The 17,382-nt window shown below is 28.0% G+C and carries 14 protein-coding genes and 2 pseudogenes; 12 read left to right on the top strand and 4 right to left on the bottom strand.

Annotated elements, in window-relative coordinates:
- Position 1: 1 nt before the first annotated feature.
- A complete protein-coding gene (locus AANAER_RS08250; protein WP_129080834.1) occupies positions 2-1,009 on the bottom strand; it encodes an aminotransferase class I/II-fold pyridoxal phosphate-dependent enzyme in 1,008 nt (335 codons plus the stop codon).
- A gap of 46 nt (positions 1,010-1,055) precedes the next feature.
- On the opposite strand from AANAER_RS08250, the gene AANAER_RS08245 reads away from it, so the two are divergent.
- From AANAER_RS08245 to AANAER_RS08220, 6 genes are read left to right on the top strand one after another with little or no spacing between them, the layout of a single operon-like run.
- A complete protein-coding gene (locus tag AANAER_RS08245) occupies positions 1,056-1,898 on the top strand; it encodes a phosphotransferase (protein WP_044418656.1) in 843 nt (280 codons plus the stop codon).
- Between the two features lie 8 nt (positions 1,899-1,906).
- The gene (gene cobT / locus AANAER_RS08240) at positions 1,907-2,965 is read left to right on the top strand and encodes a nicotinate mononucleotide-dependent phosphoribosyltransferase CobT (RefSeq protein ID WP_044418658.1); all 1,059 of its coding nucleotides are present in this window, start codon (positions 1,907-1,909) and stop codon (positions 2,963-2,965) included.
- 2 nt (positions 2,966-2,967) lie between these two features.
- On the top strand, positions 2,968-3,459 hold the full coding sequence (locus tag AANAER_RS08235; RefSeq protein ID WP_044418660.1) for a bifunctional adenosylcobinamide kinase/adenosylcobinamide-phosphate guanylyltransferase: 492 nt from the start codon (positions 2,968-2,970) through the stop codon (positions 3,457-3,459).
- Positions 3,460-4,854: a cobyric acid synthase gene (locus tag AANAER_RS08230; RefSeq protein ID WP_129080833.1), complete on the top strand. Its 1,395-nt coding sequence runs from the start codon at positions 3,460-3,462 to the stop codon at positions 4,852-4,854. It begins immediately after the preceding gene.
- The gene (locus AANAER_RS08225; RefSeq protein ID WP_129080832.1) at positions 4,847-5,593 is read left to right on the top strand and encodes an adenosylcobinamide-GDP ribazoletransferase; all 747 of its coding nucleotides are present in this window, start codon (positions 4,847-4,849) and stop codon (positions 5,591-5,593) included. Before AANAER_RS08230 ends, AANAER_RS08225 begins: the two co-directional genes overlap by 8 nt.
- Complete coding sequence (locus AANAER_RS08220; protein ID WP_129080831.1) at positions 5,584-6,114, top strand: histidine phosphatase family protein; 531 nt, start codon at positions 5,584-5,586, stop codon at positions 6,112-6,114. The genes AANAER_RS08225 and AANAER_RS08220 overlap by 10 nt, the downstream gene beginning before the upstream one ends.
- A 64-nt stretch (positions 6,115-6,178) precedes the next feature.
- Here AANAER_RS08220 and AANAER_RS08215 read toward each other — a convergent pair whose 3' ends face one another.
- A complete protein-coding gene (locus tag AANAER_RS08215; protein WP_044418664.1) occupies positions 6,179-6,382 on the bottom strand; it encodes a hypothetical protein in 204 nt (67 codons plus the stop codon).
- A gap of 54 nt (positions 6,383-6,436) precedes the next feature.
- On the opposite strand from AANAER_RS08215, the gene AANAER_RS08210 reads away from it, so the two are divergent.
- From AANAER_RS08210 to AANAER_RS15195, 6 genes and pseudogenes are all read left to right on the top strand, one after another.
- Positions 6,437-7,414 carry an SLAC1 anion channel family protein gene (locus AANAER_RS08210; RefSeq protein WP_129080830.1) on the top strand — a complete coding sequence of 326 codons (978 nt, stop codon included), beginning with the start codon at positions 6,437-6,439 and terminating at the stop codon, positions 7,412-7,414.
- A gap of 54 nt (positions 7,415-7,468) precedes the next feature.
- Positions 7,469-8,488 carry an aldo/keto reductase gene (locus tag AANAER_RS08205; protein ID WP_129080829.1) on the top strand — a complete coding sequence of 340 codons (1,020 nt, stop codon included), beginning with the start codon at positions 7,469-7,471 and terminating at the stop codon, positions 8,486-8,488.
- 89 nt (positions 8,489-8,577) lie between these two features.
- Positions 8,578-9,273 (top strand): response regulator transcription factor, encoded by a 696-nt coding sequence (locus AANAER_RS08200; RefSeq protein ID WP_129080828.1) that lies wholly within the window; start codon positions 8,578-8,580, stop codon positions 9,271-9,273.
- Positions 9,273-11,993 carry a PAS domain S-box protein gene (locus tag AANAER_RS08195; RefSeq protein ID WP_129080827.1) on the top strand — a complete coding sequence of 907 codons (2,721 nt, stop codon included), beginning with the start codon at positions 9,273-9,275 and terminating at the stop codon, positions 11,991-11,993. The genes AANAER_RS08200 and AANAER_RS08195 overlap by 1 nt, the downstream gene beginning before the upstream one ends.
- 133 nt (positions 11,994-12,126) lie before the next feature.
- Positions 12,127-12,495, top strand: a pseudogene (locus tag AANAER_RS15200) (CHASE3 domain-containing protein); the annotation flags it as partial.
- A 1,002-nt stretch (positions 12,496-13,497) separates the two neighbouring features.
- Positions 13,498-14,436 (top strand): annotated as a pseudogene (locus tag AANAER_RS15195) (methyl-accepting chemotaxis protein); the annotation flags it as partial.
- A 78-nt stretch (positions 14,437-14,514) separates the two neighbouring features.
- Here the strand turns inward: AANAER_RS15195 and AANAER_RS08185 are convergent.
- Together AANAER_RS08185 and AANAER_RS08180 are read right to left on the bottom strand one after the other, a co-directional pair.
- Positions 14,515-15,342: an alpha/beta fold hydrolase gene (locus tag AANAER_RS08185; protein ID WP_129081767.1), complete on the bottom strand. Its 828-nt coding sequence runs from the start codon at positions 15,340-15,342 to the stop codon at positions 14,515-14,517.
- 74 nt (positions 15,343-15,416) lie between these two features.
- On the bottom strand, positions 15,417-17,360 hold the full coding sequence (locus AANAER_RS08180) for a sensor histidine kinase (RefSeq protein ID WP_129081766.1): 1,944 nt from the start codon (positions 17,358-17,360) through the stop codon (positions 15,417-15,419).
- Positions 17,361-17,382 lie beyond the last annotated feature (22 nt).

The raw sequence follows: 17,382 nt of genomic DNA, 5'->3' as shown, positions 1-17,382 counted from the left end.
GTCAAATCCTGTCTAAAGCTTTTTGTAATAGTTTTATACTCTTTTTTTCTTTTACTGCAACTCTTACGAAGCTTTTGTCTAAGAAGTCAAAATTATCACAATTTCTTATCATTATCTTATATTTTTTTAGATGATTTTGAAGAGTGTCTGCATCTATATTTTTAAGTTTGATTAAGAAAAAATTTGCATCACTTTTATATAGTTTTATAAAAGAGTATTGTCTTAAAACCTCTCTTAAAAATTGTTTGTTTTGCAAGTTTTTTTCAGTACTTTTTTTTACGAATTTTTTATCTTTTAAAGCGTTAATTATATAGTTCATATCATAAGCTGAAAGTTTCCATAAAGGTTCTTTTTCTTTTAGTTTTTTTATATTTTCTTTAGTGGAAATCAAAGTTGCAACTCTAACGCCGGCACATGAATAAAACTTTGTCATGGATTTTAAAATATATAAGTTTTCATACTCTTTTAAATATTTAAGGTCTGATTTGTTTTTTGTAAACTCTAAAAAACTTTCATCTATTAAAACAGTGCATCTTTTTTTTATCCACTTTTGCATAAGGTTTTTTATATCATAATATTTCCCGTCAGGAGTTGAGGGGTTTACAAATACAACCAAAGAGTCTTTTTCTATTTTTTCATTTATATTTTTAAATCTATTTATTTGTTGTAAGTTATAGCCAAAAAGTTTTGAAGCTTTTTTATACTCTAAATAAGCAGGAGAATAGATAACACAAGTTTTTAAAGCAAGTTTTCTAAAAAGGGTAAATATTGCACTGCTTGCGCCGTTGTAAAGCTCTATTTGTGAAGCCTTTACTTTATATTTTTTTGCTACAATCTTATATAAATTTTCATATGTAGGATAAGAAGAGATATCCAAAGTATTAAAATCACATTTTAGTTTAGGTTTTATAAAATTTATATTTGAAGATAAATCTGTTATTTTATTAATATTACAATCTAAACTTTTGGCAAAAGAGTTAAGATCTCCGCCATGCTGAAATTTTTTCAAGTTTATCTCTCTTTTTTGCAAAATAGTACTATAAAAAGGCTTATTTTTGGGTGTATTAACAAAACTCTCACTAAAACAGATAAATGAATTAACCAAAATAGACAATATAGAGTTTTTCTGCCTAAAAGAGACGTTAAACGGTATTTCTGATACTACTTATGAACTAAAAACAAAAGAGAATAAAAAATATATTTTTAAACTGTTTGAAAATCTTGATTGTAAAGAGTTTGAAGAACAGGTTTTTATCTTAAAACATTTAAGAACTTTGGAAGTTCCAAAAGTTGTTTTAAATAGCAGACTTTTTTATAAAAGCAAACCCGCTTGTATCTTCTCTTTTATTGAAGGTGAGATTGCAAAAACTATTGAGATAACTCATATAGAGCAAATTATAACTTTTCTTTTAAAACTGCATAATATAAAAATAAAACCAAAAAGCAAAAATATCTATACAAAAGAGTATTTTCTTAAGATGTTAAAGTTAGTAGATAAGAGTTTAAAAGAAGAGTTTGAAAAAAGATATAAAGTGCTTAAAGATATAGATTTAGAACCAAACGGTTTGATTCACGGAGATTTGTTTCCTGATAACTCCAAATTTAAAGCAGGGCAGTTAAGCGGGGTATATGATTTTACTCAATCATGTTATGGTAATATATATTTTGATTTGGCTGTTGTGATTGTAAGTTGGTGTTTTAAAAAGTTTGAATTTGATTTTAAACTCTTTTATCAAACTTTGCAAACTTACAGTGTAAAACAAAAACTTACAGAAAAAGAGATAAAGAGTTATCTTCTTTTTGCCAGCCTTTATTACTCTTTACAAAGAGCAGTTAAAAACAACAGTGATTACAAAGAGTATTTAAGAAAGTTTGATATTTTAGAAAAGATTATTTAGGAAAAGATATGATTAAAACAATTTTAGGAAATATTGATTTTATTGAGAGCCTAAGAGGTAAAAGTGCAACTTATATTTTAGCTATGAGTAATACAAAAACAGCAGATATACCAGGAATTACACAAGCAGGAATTCCTGGACAAATATATTTAACTCCAACATTAGATAGTGAGTTTTTATGCACAGGTGAGGTTAGAAGTTTGGAAGATGTGGCAAAAACGCCCAAAGGAGTTCCAACCCCTGCACTTATTACAAGAGCTGTTCATCTTTTAAGTTCTTTTAAAAATATCGAGCTTTTAGATTTGGGAATAAAAGTAAAACCGAAACTTGAGTACTTTAAAATCCATAATATGCAAATAGAGCCTTCAAATAAAATAGATGAAGGTGCAAATATAGACGCCATGGAAGTATTTCAAAAAGGTTTGGTATTTGGACAAGCCTATGAGTTAAAAGATGATTATCTTATTTTAGCAGAATCCGTACCAAGCGGAACTACAACGGCAACTGCTACAGCTTTAGGCTTGGGATACAAATGCAGTGAACTTTTCAGCAGCTCTTTTAAAGAGGTACCAAACAGTATCAGAAACTCTACTGTAACTAAAGCTTTGGAAAATATTACAAAAGAGGATGATCTTTTCGGTGTATTAAATAAAGTAGCCGATAATATGCTTATCTTTTATGCAGGAGTTATCTTAGGTTTGAATAATAAAGCAAAAGTTGTTTTAGCAGGCGGTACTCAAATGGCTTGTATCCTTTTAATCGTAAATTCAATATTAAAGACTATGGAAGCAGATTTTAAAACTACAAATCTGACTCTTTGTACAACTAAATGGGTATATGAAGATACAAACAGTGATATAAAAGCTATTTTAGATATGCTTGATTTTAAAATTAATGCTTATTATGCCGATTTTGATTTTGCTCTGTCTTCTTATCCTGCATTAAAGCTATATGATAACGGAGAGGCAAAAGAGGGAGTTGGAGCAGGGGCTGCTTTGGCTTACGGGTTTTTAAACGGTTTAAATAAAGAGCAGATAACAAAACAGATAGAAAATCTTTTAGGATAAGGATGAAGATTTTATATTTTGGAGGACAAAAAAGCGGCAAATCTTCCTTGGCAGAAAAAAAAGCTTTGGAAATATCTACAAATAAGCCTTACTATATTGCGACATATGATAACTCTTACGATGATAAAGAGATGAAAAAAAGAGTAAACAGACATAAAGAACAAAGAGAAAAGAAGTTTACTACAATAGAAGAAGCTTATGATTTAACAAAAGTAGTTAAAGAAAAAGAGACTTTTTTGGTTGATTGTATCTCTATGTGGATATTTAACAATCTTGAAAAACAGGAGCAAGAGTTAATAAATCAACTTGAAGAGCTTGAAAAAATAGATTGTAATATCGTTTTTGTACTTAATGAAGTAACCTCAGGAGTAATTCCTTTTGATAAAAACAGCAGAAAGTTTGTAGATTTAACAGGAATTATAGGACAAAAGTTAGCCAAAATCTGTGATGAGGTATATGAAGTTAAATTTGGACTTGAAAGCAGACTAAAATAGATGAAAAACATCTCTATTTTCGGTACCAGCTCAGATGCGGGAAAATCAACTCTAACTTTTGTAATAGCTAAGATTATTCAAGATATGGGTTTTAGTGTTGCTCCTTTTAAAGCTCAAAACGTATCAAACAATGCTTACGTATGTGAAGACGGAAGTGAAATTGCAGTTGCCCAATATTTTCAAGCTCAAGTTTTAGGTGTAGAAACTTCATATCATCTAAATCCTGTTTTACTAAAATCAGGAAGAAACAGCAGTGCCTCTCTTATTGTTGAGGGGAAAGTGGTTGAGGATAAAGATGTAAGGGAGTATTACAGGGATTTAGATTTACTTAAGCCTGCTGTTAAACGATGTTTTGAATACTTAAATAAAAAATATGACGTAGTTGTTTGTGAGGGGGCGGGAAGTCCTGTTGAGCTAAATTTGATGGATAAAGACCTTTCTAATATTTTTATAGCAGAACAATATAATACAAAAATCATTTTAGTGGCAGATATTGAAAAAGGGGGAGTTTTTGCTTCTATTTACGGAGTTTATAATCTTCTTCCAAAGAAGTTAAGAGAAAATGTAATAGGGGTTATAATAAACAAATTTAGAGGGGATTTAACTCTTTTTGACAAAGGTGTAAAAATCATAGAAGAGCAGTTTAATATTCCTGTTTTAGGGGTTTTACCATATCTTCCTTTTAATTTTGGTTTTGAAGATTCCCAATCTTTGAAAAATTATCAACAAAACAGCAAAAATGCAGTTATAAAAATAGCAGTTATTGCCTATCCTCATATGAGCAATTACAATGATTTTGAACCTTTAATTGCAGATGAAAGTATAGAACTGGAGTTTATAGAGGCAAATATTTCATTGGATGGGTTTGATATGGTTATTTTGCCTGGTTCTAAACTTGTAATAAAAGATTTAAAGTGGCTAAAAAACAATGGACTCTTTGATAGAATAACAGAGTTTAAAAAAGAGTTTCTTGGTCTTTGCGGCGGTTATGAAATGATGTTTGAAACTCTAAACGACAAGTATGCTTTGGAAAATGACACACCTATGATAGAAGAGGGCTTGGGTTTTATAAAAGATGAAATCGTTTTTGAAAAAGAAAAAGTTTTGAAAAAACAAAATTATGAAATCTTTGATTGTCAAGTCTCTGGTTTTGAGATTCATCACGGCATAAGTTTGAAATACCCTTTATATTATGAAAATAGAAATATCAAAGGAACTTTTGTTCATGCTGTTTTTGACAATGACAGTTTAAGAGAGAAATTTTTTAAAGAGATAAACAAAGAGTATAGAAGTTTTGATTTTAAAGCTTTTAAAGCTAAAAAAACAGATGAGTTTGTAAACTCTTTAAAAGAGAGACTTGATATAGAAAAAATAAGGAAAAGTATAGATGAATAGTATATATTTGGGATTAAAATTCGTATTTAGTTATTTTTCAATAATCCCAGTAAAATTTAAAAAAGAGGATGATTTATCACAAAAAGAGGTTTTAAACTATACTATGTTTTTTTTACCTTTAGTTGGATTTGTATTAGGAACTATAACAGTAGTTTTATACAACTTTTTAAATACCCTTCCAATTTTGGGTGCAATTATTGCAAGCTGCGTCTATTTTGTTTTATACGGATTTATTCACACAGAAGCTGTTTTGGATGTAGTTGATGCTGTTTATGCAAAACACAGCGGAAAAGATGCTTATAAAATCATAAAAGAACCAACAGTAGGTGCAATCGGTGTTTTATACTCTGTAGTTTTTGTAATCTTAAAAGTTGCAGCTTTTAGTTTTTTATTGATAAATGAGCTTTATTTGGAGTTAATTGCAATTACAATTACAAGTCGTATGGGAATACAATTTACAACATATTTTTCAACTTTTAAATCAACTTTTGTTAATCTTTTATCCAACTCTTTTAGAGGTAAAACTTTTTTAATCTCAACTGTTTTTTACTCTTTATTAATACTTTTTTTAACAAAATTTAGTTTCTTGTTTTTTATCCTCTTAAGTTTTTTATTGGCAATTTTACTTGCAGCTTTTATTAAAAAAATTTTAGGTTTTTTAAATGGTGATGCTTTAGGTGTAGTTTTTGAATCCTTAGAAATTCTTCTTTCTGTTTCGGTGTTGTTTTTATGGCTATAATCACTCTTTTAAGACATGCTCCTTTACCTTTAAAATACCAAAAAAGATATATAGGACATAGTGATATAAATATTGATTTGTCTTTGACTGAATTTAGTTTTTTAGATGAGATTAAAAAAAGAGATTATGACTTGATTTTCTCTTCCGATTTAAAAAGATGTACTCAAACTCTGGATTTATTAGGTTTAAGTTATAAAAAGGATAAAAGATTAAGAGAGGTTGAGTTTAAAGAAGAGTTTGAACTGAAGAACTTTGAAGAGATTGAAAAAACGGATATCTTTGATAAAAAATATTTAGACTCTTTTCTTGCTTGGCACGGTTTTTTATGTAAAGAGAGTTTTACTAAATTTCAAAGCAGAGTAGCAGAGTTTTTAAAAGAGTTGCCCAAAAATAAAGATATCTTAATCTGCTCTCACGGCGGAACTATTAAGATGATAAACTCAATTTTAACAAAGGAAGATTACTGTTTGACTCCTTTTTCTCTAAAATATCTTGAGAAAGTTGATATTAATATAACTTAAGCTTATAATTTATTTATAAGTTTATTTAATCATAATTTCAACTTAAAGTTAATATAATTCAAAATTATAATGGTTTGATTAGTGATTTGATCTTTTTAGGAAGATGAGCAAATACAATATTACTGTTTTTTATAAACTTTTCTTTCTCAAAAACGGCTATGTCCAGAGTCATATTTGATTTTTTAAAAGTGAGCAGTTTTATAATATATTTCCCATCTTCATATGCGATATTTTTAGATCTTAAATCAATATTTGGTTTTTTAACCATATTTCTCCTTCTTTCAAACCATTATAAAAAAAGATTTCTTAAAGGATTTTATATATGAGTCAAAGTGAACATATTAAATCTATACCTTCTGATAGATTACAGTTCTTTCCTGTTATGATGTTTGCAGTTGTAATGGGTTTTACAGGATTGTCTATTGTATTTTATAAAATGCATGAAGTTTTATACTTTCCCTCAATTATTGTTGATATATTTGGATATCTTTCTCTTGCTCTTTTTGTTGTAATTCTGTTTTTTTATATAAAAAAGATTTTTACGTATAAAGAGGAAGTAAAAAAAGAGTTTACCCATCCAATCAGAGTCAACTTTTTTGCGGCTATCTCTATTTCTATGCTGCTTTTGGCAATATTTTTTAGACATTCAATCCCTCTTTTGGCAAATGGATTATTTATAGCAGGAGCTTTGCTTCATTTCTTTTTTACTTTTTATACAATTAGGTTTTGGATAAATAATAATCTTGAAATGCAACACTCAAACCCAGCTTGGTTTATTCCTATTGTAGGTAATATTCTTGTTCCTATTGCAGGAAAAGGGTTTGCTAGTGAAACTATTTTATATTTTTATTTTTCAATAGGTATTTTCTTTTGGATTGTACTTTTTGCTATTATTTTAAATAGAATTATTTTCCATAAACAATTTGCTCCAAAATTTATGCCTACGCTTTTTATTCTTATTGCACCTCCTGCAATCGGATTCGTGGCATATATAAGTATGACTTCTACTTTAGATTTTTTTGCTCATATTTTATATAGTTTGGCTCTGTTTTTTACGATTTTAGTATTTGTAATGTATAAAAATTATATTAAAATTAAATTTTTTATCTCTTGGTGGGCATTTACCTTTCCTATGGCTGCTATTAGTATTGCTACGATTTTAATGTATCAGTTAACTCATGAAAATTTATATTTGATTCTTTCATATGTTTTTATGGTAATAACTATTCTTGTAGTACTTTTAGTTGCTAAAGAGACAATTGTACACATGCTCAAAAAAGAGATTTGTATAATGGAGTAATTAGTTACTCTTAAAAAATAAATCGTTATAATTCGTTTTTTCAAAGGTGAAATTATGAATTATAACTATATAGGTAAAAGTGGACTTAGAGTAACGCCCATTTGTTTAGGAACGATGACATTTGGTAGCACCACTTCAAAAAAAGAGGCTTTTGAAATTATGGATAAAGCTTATGACAGAGGAATCAATTTTTACGATACTGCCGAAGTTTATCCTGTTCCTCCAAAAGCTGATACAGCCGGAATTACTGAACAAATTGTCGGAGAATGGCTTAAAACAAAACCCAGAGATTCTATTATTTTAGCTACAAAAGTAGTAGGAGCTGCTTCAGGATGGTTTGTACCTCCTATTAGACACGGACTTACTGCAATTGATTCTTTTCATATAAAAACTGCTGTTGAAGGAAGTTTAAAAAGACTTGACGTTGATTATATTGATCTTTACCAGATGCATTGGCCGGATACGGTTGTGCCTGTAGAAGAGAGTTTAAAAGCTTTTGATGCTTTGGTTAAAGAGGGAAAAGTAAGATACATAGGAACTTCAAATGACACGGCTTACGGTTTGACAAAAGCAAATGAGATTTCAAAATATAAAGATTTGGCAAGATTTGAATCAATTCAAAACAATTTTTCTCTTTTAAATCCTAGATTTCATGATGAATTGGCAAATGTCTGCAAAAGAGAAAATATTTCATTACTTCCGTATTCTCCAATAGCAGGAGGAGTTCTTTCAGGTAAATATAACAGCGGTTTATATCCTGAGGGATGCAGATTTACTGCATATGCCAAACATCAAAATCCAAGAGTTCAAGCTCAATCAAAAAGATTTGTAAACGATAAAACTATTGAAGCAACGAAAAGATATATGTCTTTAGCAAAAGATTACGGAGTATCTCCTGTTACCTTAGCAGTTGCTTATTCTAAACATTTTGATTTTGTAGCTTCAACTATTATAGGAGCCAGAAAACTATCTCAACTTGAAGAATCTTTTGCTGCTTTAGATTTTAAAATAGATGATGAATTAATGAATAAAATAAAAGAGATTCAAAGCGATATACTTTATCCTATGGGATAAAGTATATACTACTTAATAATTTATTTATATATGATTAGTTAGAATTTTGTGACTTTACTTAATAAAAACTGAAATTTAGGATTTAAATAGTGATAAATAATATTTTATTGTTAAAAGATAAATCTGTACTTTTTGCAGAAGATGACGAGATTATTAAAAAAAACATTACAGATGTCCTAAAAATGTTATTTAAAGAGGTTTATACGGTAACTAACGGGCAAAAAGCTTATGAACTTTATGAAGAAGAGAGTATTGATCTTGTTATTACGGATATTAAAATGCCTCTAATGGACGGACTTGATTTAACAGAAAAAATTAGAAAAAAAGATTATGATATACCTATTATTTTATTAACAAATTTTACGCAGCAAGTGATCTTGATGCAAGCGGTGAATCTCTCTATTGACGGATATATTACAAAACCTATTGAGTTAGAAGATTTAATCTCTACAATACAAAAATCTATGAAAAGAGTCGTAAAAAACAAAGGAGTTATTCCTTTAAGTAAGAATATTTTTTATTCGATAACTACTCAGGAAGTATATCAAAATAACAAACTTATTCAGTTGGGGTTTAAAGAGCTTCAACTTTTGAAACTTCTTATTAAAAATTATAAAAAAACAGTAACAAAAGATGAAATCTCTTCTGTTTTATGGCCTTTGGAAAGTGTAAGCGACTCTTCGATTAAAAACTTAATATTAAGAATCAGAAAAAAATTTGATGAAGATATAATAACTTCCGTAAGAGGAGTCGGTTATCGTCTTCAGCTTGAAATAACCAAATAATGAAGAGACTGTTTTTATCATTTTTCTTTTTTATTTGTTTTTTTCAGGTCTGTTTTGCGGATATATTAGAAATCTCTTCTTCTAGTAAAGTAGAAGTTCTTGATAAACCCTCTTATCTTATTAAGAGTCTGTCTTATAAAGAAGCGTACATTTCTTTTAAAAACTCGGAATTTAAAAAACTCTATTCGAAAAACAGAAGTCTAGGCTTTTCAAATGAACCTTTGTGGGTTGCTCTAAAAGTTCTAAATAAGAGTGAACAAAAACAGGTTTTGAGTTTTATGTACAACTCTTTGGAAAAGTTGACTTTATATGCTTATGAAAATGACAAACTTTTATATGAAAAAAAGAATATAAAATCTATAGGAGATACTCTTTTAAAAAACAGTTTTAAGACATTAAACTCCTATTTTGAATTGGAAAAATCAGATAGTGCCGTAACTTATCTTATTAAGATTGAAACAAAAACACCTATGATTGTAAATATGTTTATAGGTTCGCAAATTGAAGCTTTGGAAGTTCAAGTACCGCAATTTATCTTCTTCTTTATAAGTATAGGTTCTTTTTTGAGTATAATTTTATTTAGTCTTTTTGTTTACTCTTCCACAAAAGAGAAGGGTTATTTGTTATTTTCTATTTATAACTTATTATTAGGTGTGTTTATAAGTTTCTCTTATGGATATCTGCCTCTGATTTTTGATTTTAAAACCTCTTTGTTTTTTAATACTTTGATTTTACAGTTAGCTTTTACCTTTTTAATATTTTTCTCCATAGACTTTTTTAATATCAATAAATCTAATAAGAAGCTTTATTATACTATTTGGGCAGTTGTACTTTTATTTAATACTCTGTTTTTTATAAATAATTTTAACTTAACTTCTTATCAATTAATGAATATTTTTATAATAATTGTATTAACGCTTTTTTGTTTGGCAATTTCAATAATAAGTTTTATACAAAAAGATGAAATGTCAAAATACTATATAATTGCATTAGGCGGTTATCTAATATCTATTATCGTTACTCTATTTATGAAAACAGGTTTGCTATTTTACTCTTTTTTTACGGTAGAAGCTCATTTTTTAGGATATATGTGGCAGATGATTGTTCTTTTCCTTGCTTTGGGACAAAAAATAAAAATCTTGCAAAAAGAGAAAAATGAAGCTTTATTAAAGTTGAAATTTCAAGAGAAAATGCTTTTTCTACAATCAAGACAGGCATCTTTGGGAAAACTTATAGGAAATATAACCCATCAATGGAGAGAACCTTTAACGGAAATCTCTGCTGTCTGGACTAATGTTGAAGCAAATATTTTATTAAAAGGTATTGTCGAAAATAGACAAATAATAAGTGCAATTAAACAAAATAACCAAATAATAAAACATTTAAGCCAGACAATAAATGTTTTTTATAACTCTTTTAAATTCCAATCAAATAAAAAAGAAAATTTCAGTATTGTTGAAGAGATATTAAATATAGAAAAATTAGTTTACTATACTTTAAAAGCCGAAAATATAGAATTTAGATTTATTTATGATGAATTATTACAAGCTTACGGAAACAGAAATGAGTTTGTAAATGCCGTATTAAATATTGTTCTAAATGCAAAAGATATGTTGGTAAAAAGAAAAATTAAAAAGCCTCGTATAAAAATTATACTTTTTAAAGATATTGAAAATACAAAGATTTATATAGAAGATAATGCCCAAGGAATAGAAGAAAAGGTTATTAACAAAGTTTTTAAACCGGGAGTTAGTACAAAAGAGGATTCAACAGGACTTGGTTTGTTTATTTCAAAAACAATTATTGAACAAAAACTGCAAGGAGTTTTAAAAGTAGAAAATATTTTAAAAGGAGCCCGTTTTATAATCTTTTTACCCTCAGCTAAAACAGCAAGAGATAATAGGTTTAATCAAATCGAATATAATCTAAACGAATCAACTTTTCAGAGACTGTCAAGATTGGAAAAAGAAGTAGCAAGACAATCAGAAATAGAAAAAACATTAAAGCAATGGGAAACTATATTTAATCAGGCTCATTGGGCAATAGCTTTTCATAAACACAACAGTAAAAAGTTTGAGAGTACAAATCCTGCTTTTACCAAAATTTACGGTTATACAAATAAAGAGCTTCAGGAGTTGGATTTCTTAGCTCTTTTTGAAGAAAAGAACAGAGCTTTTGCTCTGCAAAAACAAAAAGAGGCATTTGATAAGTCCTTTTTATCTTTTGAAGCCGTAAATATAAGAAAAGACGGGAAAAAATTTCCCGTGAATATTGATTTAACCGTTATAAAAAATGAAAATGATGAAATCCTTTATTATATAGCAAATATTAAAGATATAACAAAACAAAAAGAGGATTTAAATAAGATTCTATTTCAAAAATTTGCTTTGGATAATCTTTATGAAGCAATTTTCCTCTTAGATAAAAAAGCAAATTTCTGTTATGCCAATAAAAGAGCCTATGAAACCTTAGGATATACCTATGATGAAATCTTGACTATGGGAGTAAAAGATATTGATATAAACTTCTCTTATGAAAAATATTTAGAGACTTTGGACAAATTGGGAAATGATGAATTTATTATAGAAACTCTTCATCAAAAAAGAGATAAATGCCTTTTCCCCGTGAGAATAAAATTGAATTGTTTTAAATATCAATACAGAATATATTATATGGGTTTTTGTATGGGATATAATATAAACAATAATAAAAACTTCTAAAACTAAAAATCATAATAAAATCAAAAATTTATAACTAATTCGTGACCGATACATGACCGAGTATTTGTTATTATTTATGTAAAGATAACTGAAAAACATAATCTTTTAGGTTACTTATATAGAAAGGAACAAAATGCTCTCGAATATCACAATAAAAGTTAAACTGCTAATGGCTTTTAGTTTAATCGGTTTATTGATTATAATAATGGCAGGTTACAGCATATTTGCTGTAAATGAATCCAGTAATGGATTTACGGATTATAGAGAAATGGCAAGAGATAATAATCTGGCTAGTTCTATTGAAACACATATGTTATCCGCACGAGGCAGTGTAAAAGATTATCTCTCTTCAAAATCTCAAAAAGATGTAAAAGCATTTCAAGATTTTCTTAATAAAACAAGAAAATTAGTGAATACAGCTAAAGAAGAGATTCAAAATCCAAAACGTGCTCCAATGGTTGAAAAAACATCAGAACTTTTAGATGAATATGAAAAGTATTTTACCCAAGTCGTTGAAATTACGACAAAAAGAGATAGTATTAAAGAAAATATTATCGATATAAACGGTAAAAAAGCGGAACAGACTTTAACTTTATTGGTTCAAAGTGCTAATAAAAATAAAAATTTCTCAATGCTGTACAATTCAAGTACCGCTTTACGAAGTCTACTTATAGCAAGACTTTATACAACATCTTTTTTAACTACGAATGATAAAAAAGATTTAAAGAGAGTAAATGAGGAGTTTGAAAAGTTAGAGAACTTTTTGGGCAATTTAAAGAGTAATATAAATGATTCAAAAGAGATCTCTTTACTTAATAAAGTTATAGGTTTTGCTACAAAATACAATAACGGAGTAAAAGAGATATATCAAATAATTGTTGAAAAAAACAATTTGGTAAATGACAAGTTAATCGTATTTGGAAATGAAATAGCACAATTATCCGAAAAAGTAAAAGTATCTTTGAAAAATGACCAAGATACAATAGGTCCTAAAGTTGCGCAATTAAACGATAATACAAAATTAACAATAGAGATAATCTCAATAATAATCTTTATTTTAATAGTAGCTATATCAATTTATGTTCCAAGAGATATCTCTTCTTTAATATCAAAATTCCAAGAAGGGTTATTAAACTTTTTTAAATATTTAAACAGAGAGATAAAAGATGTAAATCCTATTGATATCTATTCAAAAAATGAGATTGGAATAATGGCTCAAGTCGTTAATGCCAATATAACAAAAACAAAAGCAGGAATAGAAGAGGATAGAAAAGTTATAAATGACACAATCGGAGTATTAAGTGAATTTGAACAAGGAGATTTATGTCAAAGAGTTCAAACTTCAAGTTCAAATCCTGCATTACAGGAGTTAACTTCATTATTAAATAAAATGGCAGATAATGTAGAAAAAAATATAGATAATGTACTTGGAGTATTAGAAGAGTTTTCAAATTATAACTATATGAATAAAGTCGATTCGGATCATTTAAAAGAGCATTTATTAAAATTGGCAAACGGTGTAAATGAATTAGGAGATGCAATTACCCAAATGCTAGTAGAAAATAAACAAAACGGATTAATTTTAGATAAGAGTTCAAATATTCTGTTAAGAAATGTGGATAATCTAAATACAAACTCAAATGAAGCAGCAGCAGCCCTAGAAGAGACAGCAGCAGCCTTAGAAGAGATAACCTCGAATATCGTAAGTAATACGGATAATGTAGTTAAAATGGGAAATTACGCAAATGAATTAACCCAGTCCGCAAAAGAAGGAGAGAAATTAGCTCAAGAAACAACAGTTTCAATGGATGAGATAAATGAACAAGTAAACTCAATTAATGAAGCAATAACAGTAATAGATCAAATAGCTTTCCAAACAAATATACTTTCACTAAATGCAGCAGTAGAAGCAGCAACGGCAGGAGAAGCAGGAAAAGGTTTTGCAGTAGTAGCCCAAGAAGTAAGAAATCTTGCAGCAAGAAGTGCAGAAGCGGCAAAAGAGATAAAAGAACTGGTAGAAACAGCAACAACAAAAGCAAATAGCGGGAAAAGTATAGCAGATAAGATGATAAAAGGGTATAACGGCTTAAATGATAATATATCAAAAACAATAGAGATAATATCAGATGTAGAGATGGCAAGTAAAGAGCAGCAAACAGGAATAGAACAGATAAATGATGCTGTTACCCAACTTGACCAACAAACTCAGCAAAATGCACTTATTGCAACACAAACTTATGAAGAAGCAACAAAAACAGATGAGATGGCAAAACTTATTGTATCAAGTGCCGATGAAAAAGAATTTGAGGGTAAAAACAGTGTTGAAATAAAAACTGTTAAAAAAAATAAAATAGAAAATAAAAAAAGTGAGCAAAAAATAGAGAAAGAGAGTAAAAAAACTTTTGTTGAAAAAAACGATGATGAACAGTGGGAGAGTTTCTAATAAAATCTTCTTTTAAATCATAAGTTAATAAAAAGCTCCGTTTTTTAAACGGGGCTTTTTTTATTGTTTTATTCGCTTCTATTCTTTTTCACTTTCGAAAAATTTTTTAATTTCTTGTACTAATATTTGTGGTTTTTCTTCAATGATTAAATGTCCTGCATCAGGGATAGTTATAAGTTGTGCTTTTTTTATTTTTTTTTGAAGTTCATATGCTTGTGAACAAGGAATCCATTTATCTTCTTGCCCCCAAAGAATTAACAAAGGTGCTCTGATTTCATCAAATCTATCTTGAAATTCATCAGTAAATTTCGAATCTGCTTGTGCTATTTGCCTATAAAAAGCTGCTTTCCCTTCTTTACTGCTCCATGGAGCTAAAATTCCATGAATTGTTTCTTGTGTCAACTTTTTATGTGCCGCAGTTTTTATATATGCTTCAACTATAGCTAAATGAATAAAATCCGGTACGGTAGAAAACGCATTTTCATGTTTTTCTATATGTTTAAAAAATGGTGATCCCCAAGGTGATAATGCCACAGGATCAATAACTACTATTTTTTTATAATTTTTTTTATTTAAAATATGATTACGAAAAACAGTCGTTCCTCCAAAGTCATGTCCAATAATAAAAGGATTTTTAAGTTCCCAATATTTGATTATCTCATCTAATAATCTATTTTGAATACCCAAGGATACATCTGCATCACTTTTATCAGAACTTCCATAGCCTAAAAGATCAAAATAGTAAACTTTATATTCTAACGATAGTTCAGAAATTAAATGACGAAGATTAAACGAAGACCAGGGAGTTCCATGTACCAATATTACAGGTTTTCCTTCCCCTTTAATATCATACTTAACTTCTCTTCCTTCAAAATAAAAAGAGTGTTTAAGAGTCCATTCCTTCATTTTTTTCCTTTAAAAGCACAATAAATTATTATAACTGAGAATTTATAAAATGTATTAAAAACGACTAATTTTTTTTAGATTGAAGTTTGAAAAGGAATAGTTATTATAAATTCTGCACCTTTATATTTCTCTTCTTTGTAAGTAAAATCAACATTTGTTACTCTTATCTCACCGTTTATATTATTTATGATCTGTTTACACATATAAAGACCGATTCCCGTTCCTTTATCGCCTTTTGTTGTAAAATATGCCTGAAAAACCTTATCTAACATCTTTTTAGGAATCCCACCTGCCGTATCTTTTACTCTAATTACGACAATAGAGTCTTTACGATAAGCATTAATAAAAATAAATTTTTTATCATGTATTTTAAATAATTCATCAATTGCATTTTTTATAATATTAATTAAAACCTGCAAAAGCTCATTTTCAAATCCATAAACTTCTATCTCTTTTACATCCGAAATAACTTCAATATTGCTGTTTTTTAGTTGTGTATCCAAAAGTTTAAATGCTTTATTTAGCAGATCATCAATTTTAAAAACAGATTTGATTTTATTGGGTTTAAAAAAGTTTCTAAAATCATCAATTGTTGTTGCCAAATGTTTAACAGAGTGATCAATATTTTCAATTGCTTCGTCAATCTCTTCGGGTGTACTAAAATTATCAAACTCTTTATTTAGTTTTATAAGACTATTTGAGGTACTTATGAGATTTAAAGGTTGTTTCCACTGGTGTGCAATATTTGCTATCATTTCTCCCATAATAGCCATTTTTGACTGTTGTACTAAAAGTTTCTCTTTTTCTATTGTTTTATCAACTTCTTTTTTTATCTCTTTTTTATATTCATTAAATTTGTCAAAAAGAATTTTTGATATATATGAGGATAATAGAATTAAAATAAAGGTAACAGTAAAACTTATAACTATTATTTTCTGGATAATTTCTTCATGTTTTTGGGTTAAAAGCAGTTCTTTTTCTTTTACTTCTTTATTTAACTCTTCCAAATAAAATCCCGCACCTATTATCCAATCCCACTGTTTAAAATATTTTAAATATGTAACTTTTTCTCTGTTTTGTTCGTTTTTATCAGGTCTGGCACTTGCTATATATGAAAGATATCCCTCTTTATTTTTTTTAGCAAAATTTACAATATCTTTTATAAAATAGTTACCTTCTTTATCTTTGATTTTAAAACCGTTTTTACCTATATTATCTTTTTTAAAATGAGATAAATATGTTCCTTTTGAATTAAAAATTACAATATAACCGTTATCGTCAAACTTTATTCTTCGAATTCTTTCCAAAAGCCTGTTTTGTATTTTTTTTTCAAAATCTACAAAATATTCACCCGTACCTATAGCTACATTATAAGGTTCGAAATATTTGTAAAAACTGATTTTTTTATAGGCTTCTTTATCTGTTTGTGTTTTATACCAAAAGTATTCATCATAAGCTTCGCCTTTTTTTCTTATTGTTTCCATTATCTTTTGAACAAATTTATAGCCTTTGGGATCTTCGAAATTAGAAAAATCTTTACCTTCAAAACTTTTATTAGTGGGTTGCAGAAGTTTAATACCGTTTATATCATCTATAAAGATATATCCTCTGCCTTTATTATAAAGAATACTTCCTAGTGTCTGTTTTATGGTTTCAAAAATTTTATTTTTATCTTTTTCTCCGTTTTTTATACTTTCATTATATATATTTGTAGCAATTGAGTGAGCTTCATATACTTTGTTTTTTAAAAAATTTTTTAGTTCTTCGTCTGAGCGTTCAATTTCATATTTTATTGAGCTTACTACTCTGTTAACTTCGTCTTTTACGTTCTTCTTGTTTTCATTTAGAAATTTTACTCTTAAATTTTCAATCTCATTTTTAAGCTCTTCATTTTTATATTGAACAAATATATATGTAAAAATTATTGAGATTACTATAATTGGAACAACAGCACCGAATTTTATTATATTTATTAAAGTCTTTTCACTTTTAGTATTTTTATCCATATTCTTACGCATCTTATTATTTTATATTAAAAGT

Source organism: Halarcobacter anaerophilus (assembly GCF_006459125.1).
GTDB classification, from domain to species: Bacteria; Campylobacterota; Campylobacteria; order Campylobacterales; family Arcobacteraceae; genus Halarcobacter; species Halarcobacter anaerophilus.
The sequence above is the reverse complement of the archived record's forward strand: the minus strand, read 5'-3'. Positions and strand labels throughout refer to the sequence as shown.